14 protein-coding genes and 1 tRNA gene are annotated in these 21,652 nt (G+C 36.9%); all 15 read left to right on the top strand.

From position 1 onward, the window contains the following. The first annotated feature begins 49 nt into the window (after positions 1-49). The 15 genes from ACYVRA_RS12055 (at position 50) to ACYVRA_RS11985 (ending at position 21,525) form a co-directional block, all read left to right on the top strand. Positions 50-1,336 (top strand): ATP-binding protein, encoded by a 1,287-nt coding sequence (locus ACYVRA_RS12055; protein ID WP_461252956.1) that lies wholly within the window; start codon positions 50-52, stop codon positions 1,334-1,336. Further along, complete coding sequence (locus ACYVRA_RS12050; protein ID WP_461252955.1) at positions 1,290-2,609, top strand: nucleotide sugar dehydrogenase; 1,320 nt, start codon at positions 1,290-1,292, stop codon at positions 2,607-2,609. Before ACYVRA_RS12055 ends, ACYVRA_RS12050 begins: the two co-directional genes overlap by 47 nt. Continuing rightward, a complete protein-coding gene (locus ACYVRA_RS12045) occupies positions 2,606-3,685 on the top strand; it encodes a glycosyltransferase family protein (RefSeq protein ID WP_461252954.1) in 1,080 nt (359 codons plus the stop codon). Before ACYVRA_RS12050 ends, ACYVRA_RS12045 begins: the two co-directional genes overlap by 4 nt. A gap of 30 nt (positions 3,686-3,715) precedes the next feature. Continuing rightward, positions 3,716-5,551, top strand: coding sequence for an aminotransferase class I/II-fold pyridoxal phosphate-dependent enzyme (locus ACYVRA_RS12040; RefSeq protein ID WP_461252953.1), 1,836 nt, complete (start codon positions 3,716-3,718; stop codon positions 5,549-5,551). Further along, entirely contained in the window at positions 5,552-8,230 is a 2,679-nt protein-coding gene (locus ACYVRA_RS12035; RefSeq protein WP_461252952.1) for a YidC/Oxa1 family membrane protein insertase, read from the top strand. It abuts the gene before it with no gap. Beyond that, positions 8,227-9,450, top strand: a complete 1,224-nt coding sequence (locus ACYVRA_RS12030) for a CDP-glycerol glycerophosphotransferase family protein (RefSeq protein ID WP_461252951.1) — start codon at positions 8,227-8,229, stop codon at positions 9,448-9,450. Before ACYVRA_RS12035 ends, ACYVRA_RS12030 begins: the two co-directional genes overlap by 4 nt. Next, positions 9,443-12,136, top strand: coding sequence for a YidC/Oxa1 family membrane protein insertase (locus tag ACYVRA_RS12025; RefSeq protein ID WP_461252950.1), 2,694 nt, complete (start codon positions 9,443-9,445; stop codon positions 12,134-12,136). The genes ACYVRA_RS12030 and ACYVRA_RS12025 overlap by 8 nt, the downstream gene beginning before the upstream one ends. Further along, on the top strand, positions 12,133-13,194 hold the full coding sequence (locus tag ACYVRA_RS12020; RefSeq protein ID WP_461252949.1) for a glycosyltransferase family 4 protein: 1,062 nt from the start codon (positions 12,133-12,135) through the stop codon (positions 13,192-13,194). The genes ACYVRA_RS12025 and ACYVRA_RS12020 overlap by 4 nt, the downstream gene beginning before the upstream one ends. Next, positions 13,191-14,288, top strand: a complete 1,098-nt coding sequence (locus tag ACYVRA_RS12015; protein WP_461252948.1) for a glycosyltransferase — start codon at positions 13,191-13,193, stop codon at positions 14,286-14,288. The genes ACYVRA_RS12020 and ACYVRA_RS12015 overlap by 4 nt, the downstream gene beginning before the upstream one ends. Positions 14,289-14,431: 143 nt before the next feature. Then, positions 14,432-15,577: an endo-1,4-beta-xylanase gene (locus tag ACYVRA_RS12010; protein WP_461252947.1), complete on the top strand. Its 1,146-nt coding sequence runs from the start codon at positions 14,432-14,434 to the stop codon at positions 15,575-15,577. 59 nt (positions 15,578-15,636) lie between these two features. Next, positions 15,637-17,364 carry a hypothetical protein gene (locus tag ACYVRA_RS12005; RefSeq protein WP_461252946.1) on the top strand — a complete coding sequence of 576 codons (1,728 nt, stop codon included), beginning with the start codon at positions 15,637-15,639 and terminating at the stop codon, positions 17,362-17,364. A 50-nt stretch (positions 17,365-17,414) separates the two neighbouring features. Further along, positions 17,415-19,058, top strand: coding sequence for a capsule assembly Wzi family protein (locus ACYVRA_RS12000; protein WP_461252945.1), 1,644 nt, complete (start codon positions 17,415-17,417; stop codon positions 19,056-19,058). An 89-nt stretch (positions 19,059-19,147) separates the two neighbouring features. After that, entirely contained in the window at positions 19,148-20,602 is a 1,455-nt protein-coding gene (wbaP, locus tag ACYVRA_RS11995; protein ID WP_461252944.1) for an undecaprenyl-phosphate galactose phosphotransferase WbaP, read from the top strand. Continuing rightward, positions 20,603-21,391 (top strand): DUF6675 family protein, encoded by a 789-nt coding sequence (locus tag ACYVRA_RS11990; RefSeq protein ID WP_461252943.1) that lies wholly within the window; start codon positions 20,603-20,605, stop codon positions 21,389-21,391. Positions 21,392-21,443: 52 nt separating this feature from the next. Next, a tRNA-Tyr gene (locus ACYVRA_RS11985) sits at positions 21,444-21,525 on the top strand. Positions 21,526-21,652: the final 127 nt, after the last annotated feature.

The following is a 21,652-nucleotide window of genomic DNA, read 5'->3' as shown; positions in this document are numbered from 1 at the left end:
TACTCCATTACTACTGGAATATTGTCTTGTATTAGTGTATACTAATACTATGAAGTTATTAGAAATACAGGATATAAGCGCCACTCAAAGAGTAAAGTTGGAGGAGCAGGAACAGGGACTTATACGCAAATCATTGTCTGAACTTCCGGACATAAAAAGCCACGCGCTGGTCGTATGCGGCATAAGGCGGTGCGGGAAAAGTACTCTGCTCCGGCAATTTGTACATAAATTAAAAAGGCCTTACTATTACTTAAATTTTGACGATATCCGCCTTGCGGCTTTTTCCCATGCGGATTTCGGGCTTATAGATAAAGTTATTGCCGAATCAGGCGCAAAATTGATTTTTTTTGATGAAATTCAATCGGCGCAACGGTGGGAATTATACGTCCGGCAAAAACTTGACGAAGGTTTTCAGGTTGTCATTACAGGTTCAAACGCTTCACTTTTAAGCCGGGAACTTGGAAGCCGTTTGACGGGGCGGCATCTGTCAAAAGAGCTTTTTCCTTTTTCTTACATGGAATTTTGCAAGTTTACGGAAGTTAATCCCGGCTCGCAGTCCCTGTCAAATTATATTGAAAAAGGCGGCTTTCCTGAATATTTAAAAACCGGCAATACAAATATTCTGACCCAGTTGCAGTCGGATATTTTGTACCGAGATATTGCGGTGCGGTACGGAATTCGCGATGCCTCGTCATTACAGCGTTTGTTTGTTTATCTTGTGTCAAATCCGGCCCAGCTTTTTTCGCCAAGCAAACTGACAAGCGTTGCGGGCGTCAAATCGCCTACTACGGTTTTGGAGTATATCTCCTTTTTTGAGGCGTCTTACCTTATAAGCCTTTTGCCCCGTTTCGCTTGGTCTGTCAAGGCTCAGAATCTTGCGCCTAAAAAGGCGTATATAGCGGATACGGGACTTATAAAAACAAGCGCCGTTTCATTTAGCGGCAATTTGGGCGCCCTGCTTGAAAATTGCGTATATAACGTCTTACGGGCCAAAGCCGGCAGTTCCGCTTTACCGTCGGAGATGGGAATTTACTATTTTACCGGCAAAAGCGGCGGTGAATGTGATTTTATATTTTCATCGCGTAATAACCCTTCCTGTTTTCAGGTTTGTTGGGAACTGACGCATGATAATCAGGATCGGGAAATTAACGGTTTGATTGCGGCTATGGATTTTTTTGATTTGGATTATGGTACTATCATTACATTCGATACTGAGGATATAATTAAAACTAAAGGAAAAAATATTGATGTGATTCCCGCATGGAAATTTATGGCAAAGGAGGACAATAATGGCAAACGCGGAAATACTAAAAAAAATCTCCGAAAAAAAAGTTAAAATCGGAATAATAGGTCTTGGGTATGTGGGGCTTCCACTTGCGGTTACATTTGCCCGTAATGGCGTATCTGTGCTTGGTTTTGAAAAAAGTTCCCAAAAAACTGACGCTGTGAATAAGGCGCAAAATTATATCAGCGATGTGGATGATTCGGATTTAGAAAAAGTTGTTTCTGAAACAAAAATGTTTTCAGCGACGGTTGATTTTTCGCGTATAAAAGAGTGTGACGCGGTAATAATTTGCGTGCCTACGCCGCTGGATAAATTTAAAAAACCGGATATGAGCTGCATTGAACAATCTTGCATTGATATTGGCAGGAATATGAAAACGGGCACTTTTATCAGCCTTGAAAGCACCACTTATCCTACAACGACAGAGAATTTTATGAAACCGATTATTGAGAATGAATCGGGATTACTTGAAGGAAAAAACTTTTGGTTATGTTTCAGCCCGGAACGGATTGATCCCGGAAACAAAGACTATAAAACAGATAACACTCCAAAAGTTGTAGGCGCCCTTGGAGAAGAAGCAAAACAAATAGCCGCCGCCCTTTACGGTCTTGCGATACAACACCTGCATATCGTGTCCTCGCCGCGAATTGCCGAGATGGTAAAAATTCTTGAGAATACATACCGGCTTGTAAACATTTCCCTTATTAACGAACTTGCACTTCTCGCCGGCAAAATGGATATTGACATTTGGGAAGCTATAGAAGCGGCAAAGACAAAGCCTTACGGTTTTCAGGCTTTTTATCCAGGTCCCGGCATAGGCGGACATTGCATCCCGCTCGATCCTTTTTATCTTGAGCATATAGCTAAAAACTTTAATTTTGAACTTTCCATGATCCATACCGCCGGAGCTATCAATGATTTCATGCCTTACCGCATTATGAACAAAATTTCTTTTGCCTTAAACCGGCATAAGAAAGCGTTAAACGGTTCTACTGTTTTATTTCTTGGCATTGCCTATAAACCCGATATTGACGACGCGCGAGAAAGCCCAGCCCTGTTGGTAATGGAACAAGTCGCAAAAAAAGGAGCGAAAGTTTTTTATCATGATCCTTATATATTAGACGTTACAGATGAGCATGGAAATCATTACACAGGCGTTTTGCCCACCGACGAACTTCTTAGCTCCGCCGATTGCGTCGTGTTTACAACTAACCATTCCTGCTTTAATGTCGATTATATCGTAAAAAAAGCGCAGTTAGTTGTAGACACCAGAAACGCCGTTAAAAATATTTCTATAGAAACGGATAAGGTTTTTAAGTTGTGAAATTTCTTGTTGTCAGCGACCGTGAATATAAAAAAACCAACCGCGGTATTGATATGATAACTTTTTATCTTGCTGAAAATAAACATTCGGTAGATCACCTTGTTTTTTTTACCCGAAAAAAATATTCCCCCAAGCAAGTCAGCGTGAATATACGCCAGCTTTATACTTACGACCCTATCAGGCTTTATTATAAGATAATACAATTTATTTTCCCTTCATTTATTCTTCTTGCTTATTTCCGCTTTTTAATTAGGAAACAAACTCCTGTTGATTTCTCCCAGTATGATTATGTCGTTCTTGAATCCGGTCTGCCTATATATTTTTCTCTTGAAATTTCCAATAAAATAATTTATCGCCAGTCTGATCCAATTTTTATATGTTTTAATTCAAACAGGCGTTTTTATAAATTACTCGAAGAAAATGTTATAAAAAAGTCAGTCTTTGTTACAAGCGCGCTTAAAGAACAATATTTTCCAGTTAAATATAAAGATAAAATTACATACTTTCATTCAGGTTTCATTCCATATCAGGAATCAAATCCTATATATCCTAAAAAACAGTTTGTAATTATTGGCGGAGGAATCGACCTGAAATTATTAAAAAAAATGGCAATAAATCATCCTGATTATATTTTTTATGTAATAGGAATTCAAAGGATAAGAATTCACCAGAAAAATATTATTTTTAAAGGTTATCTTGATTTTAATGAATATCAAAAAATTATTTTATCTTCTTTTGTTGTTATTATTCCTTATTCAAAACATTTTACATACCTGTTAAGACAAACGTCATTTTCCGCTAAAATTTTACTTCCAATGCAATTAGGCATACCAATACTTATTAAAGCGTATGGCGACATTCAAAATAAAGATTATGATAAAAAACTTTATGTATATAAATCTCATAAAGAGGCGTTAACTACGCTTAAAATACTCGCGTCATTATTTAGATATAATGGTTTTGATAGAAAAGCGTCAAATGAGACAATGAAGTTTCTTATTCCGCAAATGTATGAAAACCGGTTAAAGAAACTTGATGAGATTTTTAATCGTTATTTGAAGATTGAAGTCGATTAACACGCAATAATATCTTATAAAGGAGTTGTAATGCAGGCGATTATTCTTGCCGCGGGCATGGGAAACAGGCTCGGTAAATACACAAAGAACAACACTAAGTGCATGCTTCCAATAAACGGAAAAACACTTGCCGAACGAGCTCTTGACGCTTTAGACAAGGCGGGGATTCGTAAATGTATTTTTGTTGTCGGATATAAGAAAGAAAATGTTATCGCTTTTTTAGGAAACAGTTATAAAAATATCGAAATTATTTATGTGTCAAATGATATTTATGACAAAACCAATAATATTTATTCGCTTTATTTGGCGAAAGATTACTTGCTTCATGACGATACGCTTCTTTTAGAAAGTGATTTGATTTTTGAGAGCCGCTTAATTTCCGATATGCTTTCCAATTCCAACCCGACAATTGCCGCAGTCGCGCGTTTTGAGTCGTGGATGGACGGGACTGTCGTACAGATTACCGAAAACAGTGAAATTGCGGCGTTCATTCCCAAGAAACTTTTTACATTTAACGAGAAAGACTCATATTACAAGACCGTCAATATTTACAAATTTTCACGTAATTTTTCGCAAAATACCTATGTTCCGTTCCTTGAGGCTTATTCGCGCACAATGGGCAATAATGAATATTATGAGCAGGTTTTGCGCGTTATCGCTACTCTTGACAAGAGCGAGTTAAAAGCGTTTGTTTTAACAGGCCAAAAATGGTATGAAATTGACGATATACAAGATAAAAATATCGCTGAAACTATTTTTTGCGATTCTCCAAAAGAAAAACTCAAACGGATTCAAAACGCTTATGGCGGATATTGGCGTTATCCTTCAATGCTTGATTTTTGCTATCTTGTAAACCCATATTTTCCTTCATCGCAAATGTTATCTGAATTAAAAGCGTATTTTTCCGATCTTCTTTCTTCATATCCATCGGGGCAAAACACTCAAAATTTGCTGGGAGCAAAACTCTATAATATTGAAGAAACTCAAATACTTATAGGCAACGGGGCGGCGGAATTAATTCGCGCTCTTGTGTCGGCAGTAAATGGAAAAATAGGAATAACATATCCTACTTTTAACGAATACGCGGAAAGTTTTATAGCCGCCAATTCTATCGGGCGCGGTAAAAATGAAATCGTACAATTTATTCCCCGCGATTTTTCATATACTGCGGATGATCTAAAAACTTTTTCAAAAAATTGCGATGTTATTCTTCTTATCAATCCTGATAATCCGTCAGGCAATTTTATTCCACGGGACGATTTAATAAATCTTGCCGCAGAACTTAAACAGCATGGAAAAATGTTGATACTTGACGAATCGTTTATTGATTTCGCGGATATTGAAAAAAACCCGTCATTGCTATGTCAGGATATTTTAAATGATTATCCAAATGTTATCATAATAAAATCGTTAAGCAAAAGTTACGGCATTCCCGGAATCCGTTTAGGCGCGTTAGCCTGCGGCGATGAAAATTTAATCATGCAAATAAGAAAAAATCTTTCAATATGGAACATTAACTCTTTTGGTGAATATTTTTTACAAATCATCGGCAAGTATCAAAAAGAATATAAAAAGTCCTGTGAAAATATCGCCACAGAGCGAATTAATTTTAAGGGTTTGCTTGATGAAATTAAACCTTTGCGTGTCTATCCTTCCCAGGCAAATTATTTTTTGTGTAAATTGCATGGAATTTCCGCTCCCGCATTGACTGAACGTCTGCTTGTTGAACATGATATTTTTATCAAAGATCTTACCGGTAAAACCGGAATTACCGATGATTCTTTTATCAGAATCGCCATACGGAATAAAGACGATAATAATAAACTTGCTGATTGCTTTAAAAATATTTTTATGAATAAATATTAAATGATTGATTTTTTGTACAACCTTTTTATCTTTCCTCTGGTACAAATTGTTGAAATATCATTTGTAATTGTTTACCGAATATTTAAAGATAAAGCGCTTGCCATATTCGGAGTAAGCGCCACCATTACGGCATGCACTATGCCTCTTTATTTTATAGCGGAAAAATGGCAGCAAATTGAAAGAGAATTGCAGGCAAAGTTATATCCTAAAGTAAAAAAAATAAAATCTGTTTTTAAAGGCGATGAACAGTATATGGTTCTTTCAGCCTATTACAGGCAGAATCATTACCATCCGATTTACGCCCTCAGAAGTTCTCTTGGGGTTTTTATACAGGTTCCCTTTTTCATCGCGGCATACGCGTATCTTTCAAATCTGGAATTTATAAAAGGAGCGTCTTTTATTTTCATAAAGGATTTAGGCGCTCCTGACAGGCTTTTGTCTTTCGGCGGCTTTTATCTTAACTTGCTTCCCGTTGTTATGACGCTTATTAACTGCGTTTCAGGAGCGGTATATACAAAGGGATTAGCCGTCCGTGAAAAAATTCAAGTTTACGGCATGGCTTTAGTTTTTCTTGTTTTACTTTACAATTCGCCGTCCGGCATGGTTCTTTACTGGACCATGAATAATATATTATCACTTATTAGAAACATTCTGGCTAAGACAAAACACGCGAAAAAAATAGTATACTGTTTTCTCTGCCTTTGCGTCTTGATTATTGATATACGTTTTATCCATCTCGGTTTCTCCCCCAAGCGTTTATTTGTCGCAGGCTTATGTTCTTTGATTTTCTTTGTTCCGCTCTTCATCAGATTTTATAAGTACTGTACAAAAAAGTTTTCGACATTAATTCAACCGGAACAGAATTCTCTATCTAACAACAAAACTTTTATTCTTTCGGCGTGCATACTTTTTATCCTTTGCGGTCTTGTTATTCCCGGCTCACTTATAGCGTCTTCGGTACAGGAATTTTCTTTTCATGATCCCTATACTACCCCGCTCCCTTTTATATTTTCAGTTTTTATTCAGTCTGCGGGGCTTTTTCTTTTATGGCCTCTTTGCGTTTTTTATCTTTTTCCAAAAAAAGTTAAATACGGCCTTACCCTGATCTTTTCGCTCATTTCTGTTACGGCTCTTATTGATACATTTATTTTCCCTGGCGATTACGGTTTTCTTACCACTTCATTCAGGTTTTCCAATCCCGATACATTTGAATCAAAATACAAAATCATTATTTTAAGCGGTCTTGCCACAATCTGCCTGTTATGCGGATTTACTTACCTTCTTTTAACCAAAAGAAAATTTATTTTTTATTCTTTTCAATTAATTATTCTTACAGCTCTTGTTTTTTTCGGCGTCTACAATGTTTTCAAAATTAACCGTGATTTTTTAAATTATGATAATCAAAGACGAAAATCAGGCATTAACGCGGCTTATTCACAAAAGCCTGATACAGTTTATCGTTTTTCCAAAAACGGAAAAAATGTTATCGTCATTATGCTTGACGCGGCTATTTCAGGCTACGTTCCTTATATATTCGATGAAAAACCGGAACTTGTAAAAGATTATTCAGGTTTTACCTATTATCCCAACTGTATCAGTTTCGGTCGCCATACCAGAATTGGCGCTCCGGTACTGTTTGGCGGCTATGAATATGAACCGCGTTTTATTCAGAAAGACCGTTCCTATGCGATGCAAAAACATAACGAAGCACTTTTAATGATGCCGCGTATTTTTCTGAATAACGGTTTCCGCGTTACCGTTATAGAACCTGTTTTTGCAAATTATAGCTGGAAGCCCGATTTAAGCGTTTTTGCCCCTTATCCCGAAATTACTGCCATGAATATCTTAGGTAATTATACCGGAATGTGGCTGCGTTCTCACCCTGAACTTAAAATTTTATCTGTTCCTGAAATTTTACAGGAACTGTTAATTCGTTTTTCTTTTTTAAAAATTTCCCTACCGGCGTTTAGAATATTTATTTATGACAGGGCAGACTGGCTTAAAGTGCAAAAAAACTCTTCCGAACAGATCTCGTTGGATACGATTGACAGTTACACTACTCTTGATTATTTACCTTTGATCACTGATATTTCAGATGATACGGTTAATACTTATATGGCAATTGTGAACCAGCTAACGCATGATAGCGCCATATTTCAATATCCCGATTATATTCCTAAAATGGATGTTACTAACCGAGGTTATGGGCCTTTTGCAGAAGAAAAAACTTATCACTCTATAATGGCTTCATTTATTCTTTTGGGAAAATGGTTCAAGTTTTTACAGGAACAGAATATTTATGATAATACCCGGATTATTATTGTTTCTGATCATGGAGTTTCCGTAAAAGTAAAGTATACTGGTAATTTTCTTTTACCTAATAATAACTGGCTTTCAAGTTATCATGCGCTTCTTATGGTAAAAGATTTTAATTCACATGGAGGCATTTTTACGGATGTGGCATTTATGACGCATGGGGATGTTCCGGTTATCGCGATGAATGAATTAATTGATAATCCAAAAAATCCTTTCTCTAACAATCCTGTTACAATAAATAAAAAAAATGGCGTCATCATCACAAGCGCAAATGCCTTGCAATTTAAAATTGCTGATGATCAATGGTTAAGCATCCATGATAATATATTTGATCCAAACAATTGGAAAAAGGAGAAAAAATGAATATTCCTCTTCTGTATATTGACCCTGGAACGGGAAGCGCGTTATTCTCAATTTTAATAGGGGCAGCGGCGACGGTTTATTTTCTAGGCCGCGCGTTAATAATAAAACTGAAAGTGTTTTTTTCAGGCGGAAAAACCGTAAGTGCCACGTCTTCCGAGCATCCTTTTGTCATCTATAACGAAGGTAAACAGTATTGGAATGTTTTTAAGCCTGTCCTTGACGAATTTGAAAGTCAGAAAACTTCTCTTCTGTACCTGACTTCGGCGCAGGATGATCCTGTATTTAATGCCACATGGAACTTTGTCAAAACTGAATTTATCGGCGAAGGTAACCGCGCTTTCGCACGCCTTAATATGCTTCGCGCCGGAGTCTGTCTTATGACTACTCCATGTCTTGACGTATACCAGCTAAAGCGTTCAAAAATGGTCAAACATTACTCGCATATTCTTCACGCTCCAAGCGACGCGACTATGTACCGTCTTTTTGGAATTGATTATTTTGATTCCGTACTTTTAACAGGCGATTATCAGGCTGAGGATATAAGAACTCTTGAGCGTCAGCGTAACATTCCTGAAAAGAAACTCCTCACTGTAGGATGTACATATCTTGACGTATACGCTGAAAAAATTAAAAACATTCCATCTGAAGAAAATCATCCATTTACCGCGCTTGTTTCCCCTTCATGGGGTCCCTCGGCGCTTTTGACCCGTTACGGTGAAAAATTGCTCGATCCTCTTTCCGCATCAGAGTGGCGCGTCATTATCCGTCCTCATCCCCAATCACAAAAATCGGAAGCCGCGATGCTTGAACGATTGCAAGCGCGTTACAAAGAATTGAGTAACATTGAATGGGATTATGAACGTGAAAATATTTATTCCCTTAATAAAGCCGATATAATGATTTCCGATTTTTCCGGTATTATTTTTGATTATATGTTCCTTTGCGACAAGCCGGTATTGTATGTTAGTCAGGATTTTGACATGCGCCCCTATGACGCGGATGATCTTGACCACGAGTTGTGGCAGTTTAAAACAATCAAGGAAGCGGGTATTGAGTTGAGAGAGGAACATTTTTCAAATATTGCTGAAATTATTAAAAAAGCGGGAGACAGCGAAGGTTTAAAATCTGCCCGTAAGAATGCCCGAGAAACGGCATGGCAGTATCCCGGCGAGGCAGGAAAACGGATTTTTGAATTCATGAGGGGAATTGCAAATGGCTGATATTCTTTATACGGTTATCATTACTCCTATTGTTCAAATAATAGAATTTGTTTATGTCTTCTTTTTTAAAGTTTTTAAAAACGCGGCATTTTCCGTCTTGGGAGTCAGCATGATTGTTTCTTTTTTATCGCTTCCATTGTATATAATGGCGGAACGATGGCAGATTATTGAACGCGATACAATCAAACGGTTAAAACCCGCTATAAAAAAGATAAAATCCGTTTTTTCAGGCGACGAGCAATTTATGATTCTTTCCACATTTTACCGTCAGAATCATTATCATCCTCTTTATTCTCTTAGAAGCTCTATCGGGCTTATAGTTCAGATTCCGTTTTTCATCGCCGCGTATTCATTTCTTTCAAATCTTGAGGCCTTGCAAGGGGTACGTTTTTTTTCCATAAAAGACATAAGCCTTCCTGATTCTCTTTTTCATATTGGCAATCTTTCCGTAAATATTCTCCCTATAGCGATGACTCTTATTAACTGCGCGGCGGGAGTCGTTTACACTCATAACCTTCCAGCCCGCGATAAAATACAAGTTTATGGAATGGCCGCCCTCTTCCTGATATTGCTTTATAATTCGCCTGCGGCTCTTGTTATATATTGGACGCTTAATAATATTTTTTCTCTTATCAAGAATATTTTTTATAAAATAAAAAATCCGTTAAAAGTTTTATATATTATTTTCTGCGTTGTTTCTTCGCTTTTTATTTTTTATTTGTTATTTCGCATGAAAACACGCGTGTTTAAACTAAGGCTTCTTACCGCGATAATTATTTCGCTTTTCTATTTTTTACCGTTATTTCTAAAAGGTTTTGATTATCTATATAAACATATTTTAATAAAATTATTTCAAAATAAAAATAACATGATTATCCTCCTAATACTTTCATGTTTTACGCTGTTTTTGCTTGCCGGTCTTTATATTCCATCATCCGTTATCGCGTCTTCGCCTGATGAATTTTGCTATATAGAAAATCACGCTTCCCCATTTAACTACATTATTCATTCAAATTTATTTTATTTTGGATTTTTCATTATTTGGCCTATTAGCGTCTTTTTGCTGTTTTCTGATAAAATAAAAGCTTTTTTGAGTTTTATTCTTGTTTTTCTCGCGTTAATCTTTTCAATCTATACTGTCGCTTTCAGCGGGGACTATGGCACAATAAATACCCTTTTTAATTTTAATACTACCGGCGTATTTGGGGTCAGCATTATTCAGGCCGTTCTTTCAATAATTACCCCTCTTCTATTACTATTTATTTTATTTTTTATTATCAATAAATGTAAAATTACATATTTAAATTCTTTTTTATCTATATTAATATTTTCGCTTGCCGTTATTTCCATATCCAATATTGTAAAAATTAAAAAAGCATATACCCTGTTGAGCGTAAAAATGGCTAATACTCCGGAAAAAACGTCGCTTGAACCTGTTTTCAGCCTTTCAAAAGAAAATAAAAATGTAATTGTTTTTATGGCTGACGCCGCGATTAATGGATTTGTGCCTCTTATTTTCGACGAACATCCGCAACTTGAAAAACAATTTGACGGTTTCACTCTTTATAAGAACACAGCTTCATTTTCAGGCCATACATTAATGGGAGCGCCTCCCATTTGGGGAGGATATGAGTATACTCCGTTTGAAATGAACAGTAAAAGCGACGTTCCCCTTGTCGAGAAACATAATCAGGCGCTTTTGACAACTCCATTACTGCTTGTAAAGGCGGGTTTTAACGTCACAGTGACCGATCCTTCTTGGGCAAATTATTCATGGATACCTGATATCTCCATATATGAAAAATATGATAAAATAAAAGCTTTTAATATTATCCGGCGCTATACAAGTTTATGGTATGAAAAAAACGAACCTGACAAAAAGGAATATACATATCCAAGAATAAAGCGCAATATTATATGGTTTTCCATTTTAAAAATGAATAATCCGCTTTTACGCCTTATTATTTATGACGCTGGCTGGTATTGGAATACGGATAATATGGGCAGATCAATTATTAACTTTATAAATTCGTACGCAATCATGGATTTCTTGCCAAACCTTACTTCCTTTGACGCCTCTGAAAATACGGCGCTTCTAATAACAAATGAAACTACTCACGATTCAGTATGGCTGCATGGACAAGACTTAAAGCCTTCTGAAATCCCGTCAACAATCGGAAATGGAAAATACGCGTCCTTTGGAAGGTATCATTCAAATACCGCCCTTTTATTAAAATTAGGCGAATGGTTTGATTACTTGCGCAATAATGGCGTTTATGATAATACAAGAATAATTATTATTGCCGATCATGGAAGTGGCGCTTATAACTTAATATCGGATGATCCGTTACCCATAAAAGGTGAAACTCGAGAATCATATAATCCTATTTTTCTATATAAAGACTTTGATTCTCATGGCGTTTTATCCATTAACAATGATTTTATGACAAATGCCGACGTTCCCTTTTTTACGATTAACGGTTTATTGGAAAATCCCGCAAACCCGTTTACCGGCAATCCTATTACCACGCTGTCTAAAAATGACGGAATATTAATTACGACATATCACGCGCCAATGGCCGCTAATCATGGAAAATATGTTTTTAACATCAGAAAAAATCAATGGATGTATCTTCATGATTCAATTTATGAAGCGTCAAACTGGGAAAATTATACATTGCCATGAAAATAATTCTTGATTGCAGACATCTCAATGCAAGCGGAGGAATAGGAGTTTATTTTAAGGGGCTTCTTCCCTTTTTTCTCGCATCAGGCGCTTCAATTTCCCTTCTGGGCGATGAGAATATTTTAAGACAATCAGCGCAAAATAAAACCGTTGAAATAGCGCATTGTACTATAAAACCTTTTTCCCTTCGCGATACTTTCGCTTTTCCAAAATCAATCCTAAAAAAAATAAATTCATGCGATATTTATTACACTCCCTATTTTAATGTTCCAAACGGCATAAAAATATCTGTATATTCCACAATTCATGATATACTTTTTCCTGATATGCCTGACCTTGTTTCTATACCGGGACTTTGGGCGCGTATGTATTTTTATAAAAGGGCTGCGCGTCTTTCTAAAGCAATATTTACAGTTTCAGAATTTTCAAAATCCAGAATTAAACACTTTCTTGGCGAATCATTAAATGTAATTAACGCTTCAAACGCGGTAATTGCGCCTCACATAAATCTTGAAAATCAAACTGTAAAAAAGAATTATATTTTATTTATTGGGAATATTAAGAAACATAAAGGGCTTAGCATACTGCTTGACGCTTTCTTGAAGTGTAGGAAAGAAGGCTTGAATTATGAACTTATTATTGTAGGCTCACAGAGCAACTTTCGATCTGGAGATAAGAAAATTTCAAAACGCCTTAACAGTCTTAAAGATCAGGGAGTTACTTTTACAGGTTTTTTAAGCGATGATGAAAAATGGAAACTCCTTGCACAAAGCGCTCTTTTGGTACAGCCTTCCCTGTATGAAGGCTTTGGCTACCCTCCTCTTGAAGCGATGCTATGTGGAACCCAAGTTCTCATTTCAGATATAAGCGTTTTTAAGGAAAGTTTTTCAGACTTCCCAGTTGTTTTTTTTCACGCGGGAGACAGCCGCGACTTGCATGATAAATTACAGGAAATTTTATCAGGTAGAAATCAACATACGATATGTCTTAGCGATAAGTTAAAAAACAAATATACTTTTGAAAAAACTTTTTCAATTATTATTAAGGAATTTAAATGAGAGTCGCAATTGTCCACTATTGGCTTGTCAATATGCGTGGCGGAGAAAAGGTAATAGAGTCTCTGCTTGAAATCTTTCCCTATGCGGATATTTTTACTCATGTATATAATCCTAACGCCGTTTCTTCTTTGATAAAAAGCAAGCGAATTATCACTTCATATATAAACCGCCTGCCCTTTGCAAAAAAACTCTACCAGCTTTATATGCCTCTTATGCCTAACGCCCTTAATGACTTCGACTTGCAATCATACGATCTTGTCATCTCAAGCGAGTCCGGTCCTGCCAAGGGAGTAATACCCAACCCTAACGCCTATCATATATGTTATTGCCACAGTCCCATGCGCTACTTGTGGGATATGTACCACGAATATTTCAAAGGAACTAGCTTTTTAGTACGCTTTTTCATGAAGCGCATCGTGCCAAAACTCAGGCTCTGGGACGCGATTTCCGCCAATCAGGTTGATTTCTTCATTGCTAATTCAAATTATGTCGCCAAACGCGTTAGGCACTGTTACAACCGTGAGGCGGCGGTAGTTTATCCGCCTGTTGACATAGAAAAATACTTCTCCGTAAAACGGCAACCTGAAGATTATTATCTTTTTTTTGGACAGCTTACCGGTTATAAACGCGCTGACCTCGCAATAGAAGCCTGTGTCACTTCCGGAAGGCGCCTTATAGCCGCGGGAGCTGGAAAAATAAACAGAAAATGGCGCAAGTATGAGAAAACAGGTCTTGTTACCTTCAAGGGCAGAGTTTCTGATGAAGAAGCGTTGAAACTCTATTCATCGGCGCTCGCGCTGATTTTTCCCGGCATTGAAGATTTCGGTATTATTCCAGTAGAAGCTAACGCGGCGGGCTGCCCTGTAATAGCGTACCGCGCGGGCGGAGCGCTTGATACGGTAAAAGACGGCGTAACGGGCATTTTCTTTGATGAACAAACTCCACAATCGCTGATTAAAGCGATGGATCATTTTGAAGCTTGTCAGGAACAATTCCGCAACCGCGAAACCTTTAACGCGCATGTGCGGAAATTCTCACGCGAGGCATTTAAAGAAAAAATAACGCGCATCGTTACTGAAAAAAAGAGAGTATAAAAATTAAAATACAAACACATATCATCAAATTTATTTTTATAGGATTTTTTTTCTTTATAGTTTCAATATCATGTTCAACGACTCCTAAAACGTCATTAAATCAAGTTGCTGTTCCGCCTGATTTTTTAGGGATAGCGGGCGGAATGGCGGTTGAAGAATATCAAGTTTTAAATGAAATGTGTCCGGTATGGGTTTCTAAGGTATTTAATTGGCACCAAATAGAAAAAGAAAAAGATAATTTTGATTTTTCTTTTTATGATAATTTTGTTAATAACGCAAAAGCGCATGGGAAAAAAATAGTCGCCTGCCTTGCTTATTCCACGTCATGGATTAATGACGGTAAAAATAAAGACTATATCTCCAAAGAAAATCTTCAATATTTTATAAATTATGTAGAAGTTACAGTCAACCGCTATAAAGGAAAAATTGACGCATGGCGAATATGGAACGAGCCAAATTGGTTATTTTGGAAAGGAACAGATAAAGAATTTTTTGAGTTATCAAAGCTTACTGCTGTTAAAATAAAGGAAATAGATCCTGACGCCTATATTATTGGCGGAAATTTTCAACGCCTTCCCTATAATTTTATTTTAAACATGAAAAAGGCCGGAGCTATGGAAAATCTGAGCGCTATTTCATTTCATCCTTATGCCATAAATCCAAAGGGCGCAATAAGACTCTTGGATAACTTTTTTAAAATAGCTTCAAAAATTAATTTTAACGGCGACATTTGGATTACGGAAATTGGTTATCCTACATCAGGTTGGTATCCGTCAAGAGCGTCTTTAAAAGATCTGCCGTCTTATGTAATAAAAACTATCGCTCCTGCCGCCGCCCGTGGAACTCGAGCCCTTATATGGTATCATTTTAAAGATTCGTATAAATTTGATGAATATATTAACACAATCAATTCGGAATATTATTTTGGTCTTGTATATTCAGATTTCATAAGAAAAGACGGCGCATGGGCTTATGAATTATGCGCCCGTTACCTTCCCGGCTCGCGATATTATCCTGAACTTCCTATAAAAGAGGACGTAAAATCAAATATTGTTACTTTATGTTTTATTGGAAATGAATCAAATGCTAATACTCTGATTATCTGGAATGACGTAAACATTAAGCAGAAAATAAAGGTTTCAATTCCAACAACAATAACAATTCATGATATATCATCGGTGGACAATTTTTCTTTATTAGACGAAGCTATTGTGGAAATTTCACACAAACCTGTATTTATTACATGGCAAGGTTCATCTGTTCCCCATATATCAAAAATTAGAAAATAATAAAATATTTACTGGACAAAAATAAGTATAATTTATATTATGATAGCCGGAGTTTCTTTATGAAATTTAAATTTTTTATAATCTTTTTTTTATTTCTATCAATAATTCTTGGCGCTCAAACCGTCCATGATCCAAATAGTGAAATTTACAAAGATATAGATATTTGGCTTGTTAAAGGATATGTTAAAGAATTTCCTCCTATGATTCGCCCGTACCCTGTAAAACTTATTTATAAAATCCTTGAACAGGTAATTGATAACGGCGATGAAAAGGCCGTTGAATTGGCTCAAAAATATCTTGACATGTTACTCCCAGGAAAAAGATTTTTACATGTAGGATTAAAAACATATGCCCAAGGTAATGCTGAGGATTATGGTTTTGTAATATCTCCGTTTGCCGAAGGTTTATTACATATTCGTAATTTGTTAAGTGTAAGTTATAATTATACGGTTCATGCGGATACGGATAAATATAACAATAAAATTAATAGATTTGACGGAGAACAATTTATTATTCCCGGCAATTATTCTCCATACCCGGATCTTGAAAATGATCGCGCGGATATAGGGCCATTTCGCGTTCTGCAGAATTGGACAAGCCTTCTCGCCTTAGGAAACAGCGATATCTATTTTCAGGGAGGCTTAAGCCGCTCTTCTTACGGGCCTTTTTACGATAATGGCGTTGTAGTCGGTCCTCAGGCTCCAAGAGCCGGGCATTTTTCTTTTGTTTATTGGGATACTTTATTTTCTTTTGAAATTCTTTTTCAATCCATTGTAGCAACTGATTATTATTTTAAAGAATGGTTTCCAGCAAAATATAATGTCGTGCATACTTTAAATTTTCGTCCAATACAAAACATTGAATTTGGATTAGTACAATCCTTAACTTATGGCGAACGTATTGAGCTTTTATATCTTTTACCTTTTAGTTATTTGTTTGGTTCTCAATCTATAAATGGCTTTAATGACAACGCTTTTATGGGGCTTAATTTTCGCTGGCGGCCTATTAACACTTTTCTTGTAAACACTCAGATTTATATTGATGATTTTTCGTTTAACGGAATTTTAGACGGAAAACCTAATTTTAAAGCGGCGGGAGAAATTGGCGTTTCATGGTCTCCCGCAAGAAGCATACTTTCTAAACTTGATTTTGATTATACGGCCGTTATGCCATATACTTACACGCATTGGGTTGTACCTTCACGTTTGCGTTATAACGGGTATGAGGACAACGATCAAACTAATTCTCCTCTTGGAAAAAATGGTGATCCGGTCGCGAATTATTATGATTATACCCACAGGGGAAGAAACATTGGCCCCGATCTTGAGCCAAATTCGGACAGGTTTTCTTTACGAAGCAATTGGAAAATTATCCGTAATTTGGATATAAATTTATCAGCTTATTTAATCCGTCACGCTAACGCTTCGGCTGATAAACCATTATTTGATCAGGATTATCATGATGGCACTATTTTTGACTCGGGCGGTACCGATCCGTGGCATAATAAAGATGAACAGCCCGGTAAAACATCAATACAGAATTACTACGATAGCGATATGGAATTCTTAACTCAAAGCGTGATAGAAACAAAATTGGGAGGAACAATAGGCGTAACATGGTCAATTCCCACGTCGTTTGGAACTTTCAAATTAATGGGCGGATACGGCATCCAATACGGCTGGAACAGAAGTATTAATAGTACCAAAGAAAATATTAAAAGTGAAATTATAGAAGGAAACAACGGTTTTGACCATTTCTGGAATATCGGCATAATGTGGAGCTGGTAATTGTTTTTATTCGCGTTTACATAATTTAAACATTGTGCTAAACTGCCTTTATGAGGGCGGTTCGCTGTTTTTTCATTTCACTTTTTTTCTTATCATCTTTTAATCTTTTTTCCCTCCCCTATGACATGATTCTAACAGGCGATCCGGTATTGGACGACCTTCGCTACCTCTCCGCAGAATCAGGAAATTCCATCCTTTCATTTATCCCGCCATTCGCCCCTCATGAAATTCAAACCTTCTTAAATTCGCTTGACACTTCACTCCTCTCCCCCCCCGCGCTACAGGCATATTACCGCGTGGAAAAACGCCTTAATCCAAACGCTCCGCTAAGCTTATCAAGCGATTTATTCTCTTTTTTTATTAACATCAATTCCACGCTGGAAGCTAGAACAAGATTTAACTCCGACATATCGTGGTATCCCCAAAATACAAAAACTCCCGCCGTACTTTCATTGCCGTTAAGATTTTTTTTCTCTGAATTTGTAACGCTCTATCTTGAACCGATGTACGCTATGGATCCGGAAGATTATAAAAAATTAGATTATTTCGGCGTTAATATTCCCATTGGTACTTATTATCCCTGTGATTTAAATATCCCGTTACGTGCATTCCTTGCCGTCGGCGGCCCTTTTTGGAATTTCCAAATTGGAAGAGATCGTTTGTCTTACGGTACGGGTCAAAACGGAAATCTCGCCATAATGGATAACCCTGATTATCATGATTTTATGAGACTGTCTTTATTTTCTAAATTTTTCAAATATTCGTTTCTTGTAAGCCATCTGCCTCTTGCGCTTTCCGACGATATAGCGTTCTCTAATGAAAACTTTGAAGATGATTATTTAAAAAGAACGACACAACGTTATTTATACCTGCATCGTATCGATATTTCTTTTTTTAATAAAGTTTCATTTGGGATAATGGAAGGCGCGTTAGTAGGCAATTCAAGTCTTGAATTACGTTATTTAAATCCTATGAGCATATATCATTCATTTTTTTCTTGGTGGAATTATGATGAATGGCAAAAAAATTATGAGCATATGGTAGGATCTATTTTAAGCGCGGAAATTAATTGGAATATTCTTAGCTCACTTGCTTTTTATTGCCAGTTTATTATGAATGACTTTGCCACTGAACATGAACTCAGTATAAACCCTGATGGCCAGCCACCAAACGCCCTTGGTTACATGGCCGGTTTGCGTTACACCCATTCATTTAACTCATGGGGTTCCTTATTTTACGTTGAATTCTTTTACACTGATCCGTATCTTCATATCTTAGCGTCTCCATTCGCGAGTTACATCCACATGAGGTATTTGGCGTGGGCGCCGGACCGTTACTATTATAATTATATCGGATATCCAAGAGACACAATCGCGATTTATGCGGGGGCGGATTTCTTTAAAAATGACATTATTAAACTAAGCGCTTTATTCGCATGGATATCCGGCGGACAACACAATAAGGACGGCGTAAAATGGGATTTTGAATATGGCCCTCCTTATAATTTAGAAAAAACTCCTTCAGGTATTGTTGAAAATAAATATATACTGTCATTTGCCGCCCAATGGAAGATATATTCATATATAACAATAAAAGGTGAAATTTCCGGTATTTATTCTTTAAATAACGCCCACATTAATGATGCAAAAACTTTTGGCGGTCAGGCTGGCCTTTCAGTCAATTTTTATTATTAATTAACAGGTTTGTTTGAAAACCGACCGCATTCAAGAACAAGTCTAATGTATCTTGAAAGACATTATAAATTAAGTTATATTGAATACAAATGACTCTCGCCGAATTTGACATTTGGTACAGGACAAGATACCGCCGCACCAGTTCCGCTCTCACGGCATCGGCATTTGTCTTTTCTGACCTTTTGGCGGTTATGTTATCCTTCGCTTGGGGGTTCTTTTGGGTAAGAATTTACGGGTTTATTAATCATTATAGCAGTATTAACGCAAAGTCGTTTATTACATATTGGCCGTATCTTCCAGTCTTCATTTTGATTTTCCAACTTCACAAACTGTATCCCGGAGTCTCCCTTGCCCCTTCCGAAGAAATGAGAAGATTTTTTATCGGTTCATTAATTGCTTATGGCGGCATAACAATGTCCCGGTTTATTGAAAACGACAAGTGGGACTCAATTAATACCGCATTCCTTATTAGCGGCGTATTTTCAACAATTATCCTTCTGACGGGCAGAAGCGCGACTCACTGGTTTTTGCATAAAACAAAACTTGGAGGAATCCCGACTGTAATTTACGGTTCGGGAAAAACAGGAAAATTAGTTGCCGATTGCCTTTTTGGCAGCATCAGGACAGGTTATTCGCCCGTTCTTATTTTAGACGATAATCCCCTTGGAGATGACGAATATAAAGGCGTCCCGATAATTCACGATACTGCCGCAGGTCCTGAAATTGTAAAACGGTACAATATAAAAATGGCAATTGTCGCCATGCCGTCTCTTGACTCCCAAAAATTAAAACATCTTCAAAATACGTCCGTTCGGGCTTTTCGTTATAACGTGCTTATCCCGAATTTTTACAATATATCAAGCATTTGGATGTCAGTGCGCGATTTTAGCGGAGTCCTTGGAATTGATACAAGCAATAAACTCAATATGACCGTTAATATTCTTATTAAGAGGTTTATGGATATTTGCGTTGTTATTTTTGGCGGCATTATAGTCTTGCCGTTTCTTCTTATTATTGCATTAATAATTAAGTTAGATTCGCCTGGCTGCATACTTTATAAACAGGAAAGACTTGGCATAAACGGCAAACATTTTTACGCTTATAAATTCCGAACAATGGTAAATGACGCGGATATAATATTGCAGCATTTATTGGAATCAGATCCTGAATTAAAAAAAGAATGGGATGAAAACCATAAACTGTATAAAGATCCAAGAATAACTAAAATTGGCAAATTTTTACGCCGTACAAGCATTGACGAATTTCCACAGCTTATCAATATTATTAAAGGTGAAATGTCCCTTGTAGGCCCGCGTCCTATTGTTGACAGCGAAATAGAAAAATACGGAGAGGACTTTAACAGCGTATTTTCCGTAAAACCCGGATTAACCGGCCTTTGGCAGGTGTCGGGAAGATCGGATTCCAATTACCTCGACAGGGTCGCTTATGACATATATTATCAGCAGAGCTGGTCGGTATGGCTGGATCTCTGGATAATTTTTAGAACTTTTGGCGTGGTAATTATAGGCAAGGGCGCATATTAAATGAAAAAAATATTTTCTTTCCTTTTATTTTTATTTTTTGCAGATAACGTCTTTGCCCAACTGCGCACGTTTAATGATATTTTTCCAAATCTAAATCAGGATATTAGAATTTTAGCCTTTAAAGAATCCGGTTATGTGAAATCAAGTCAAAAAACAAGCGGTTTTATCATTATTGGAAACGCGCAAACATCAAGATTGGATCCTCAAATTGTTAATAATGTATTACAAAAAAATCCCGGCTTCTTTGTAGAATCAATACTGGTTCTTGAGGGAACTTCCGGTTCTGTAAGCCTTCTTAATATATACAACGCGTTGGGAAATATAGGCGCTCTTAAAGGGAGGCTGTACAGTTCCTTTACTAAAAAAAAGTCTGTCCCTCTTTTTGAAGAAGCAAACAGAATAGTCAGTGAAAAGCAAACAACCGCAATTCCCGATCCGCCTCCGGCAAAAATGCTGCCCGCAAAAGAGACTGTTTATATCAGGCTTAAAGACGTTAATTTTGGAAACACTTATTATCGCGCGGAGATGGCGTTAATTCAAAACGGACTTCGCTATACTCTGACTAATTTTCGCAATATGAGTTATTTGTTTATTCCGGTAATTAAAGAAGAAAAATTTATAGCCCAGCTCTATTTTGAACCGATTCAGGAAGGCGTATTAATATACAGCGTCGCCGGCACTGACATTTCTGATTTTATCGCTTCAAAGATCGACATTGATTCCGCTATTTCCAAACGCCTAAATGTCATTAATTCCTGGGCAATAGACGGAATAAGAAAAAAGAAATAACCCTCTTGCCAAGATTCTTTTTTTTTTGTATAAGTATTATAGAAGTTGTATTGGGGAGTTTCCAGAGCGGTCAAATGGGGCAGACTGTAAATCTGTTGGCTCAGCCTTCGAAGGTTCGAATCCTCCACTCCCCAAAGTAAGCTAATTCCTTATGTCATAAGGAATTAGCCGATGAACTACCCATTCATTGGGCGTTCATAACGATTAACTAATTTTATCGACACATAAAACGACATATAAAGTCGTTTTAAATGTTGGTTT

It is taken from the genome of Treponema sp. R8-4-B8 (assembly GCF_054786175.1).
The sequence above is the reverse complement of the archived record's forward strand: the minus strand, read 5'-3'. Positions and strand labels throughout refer to the sequence as shown.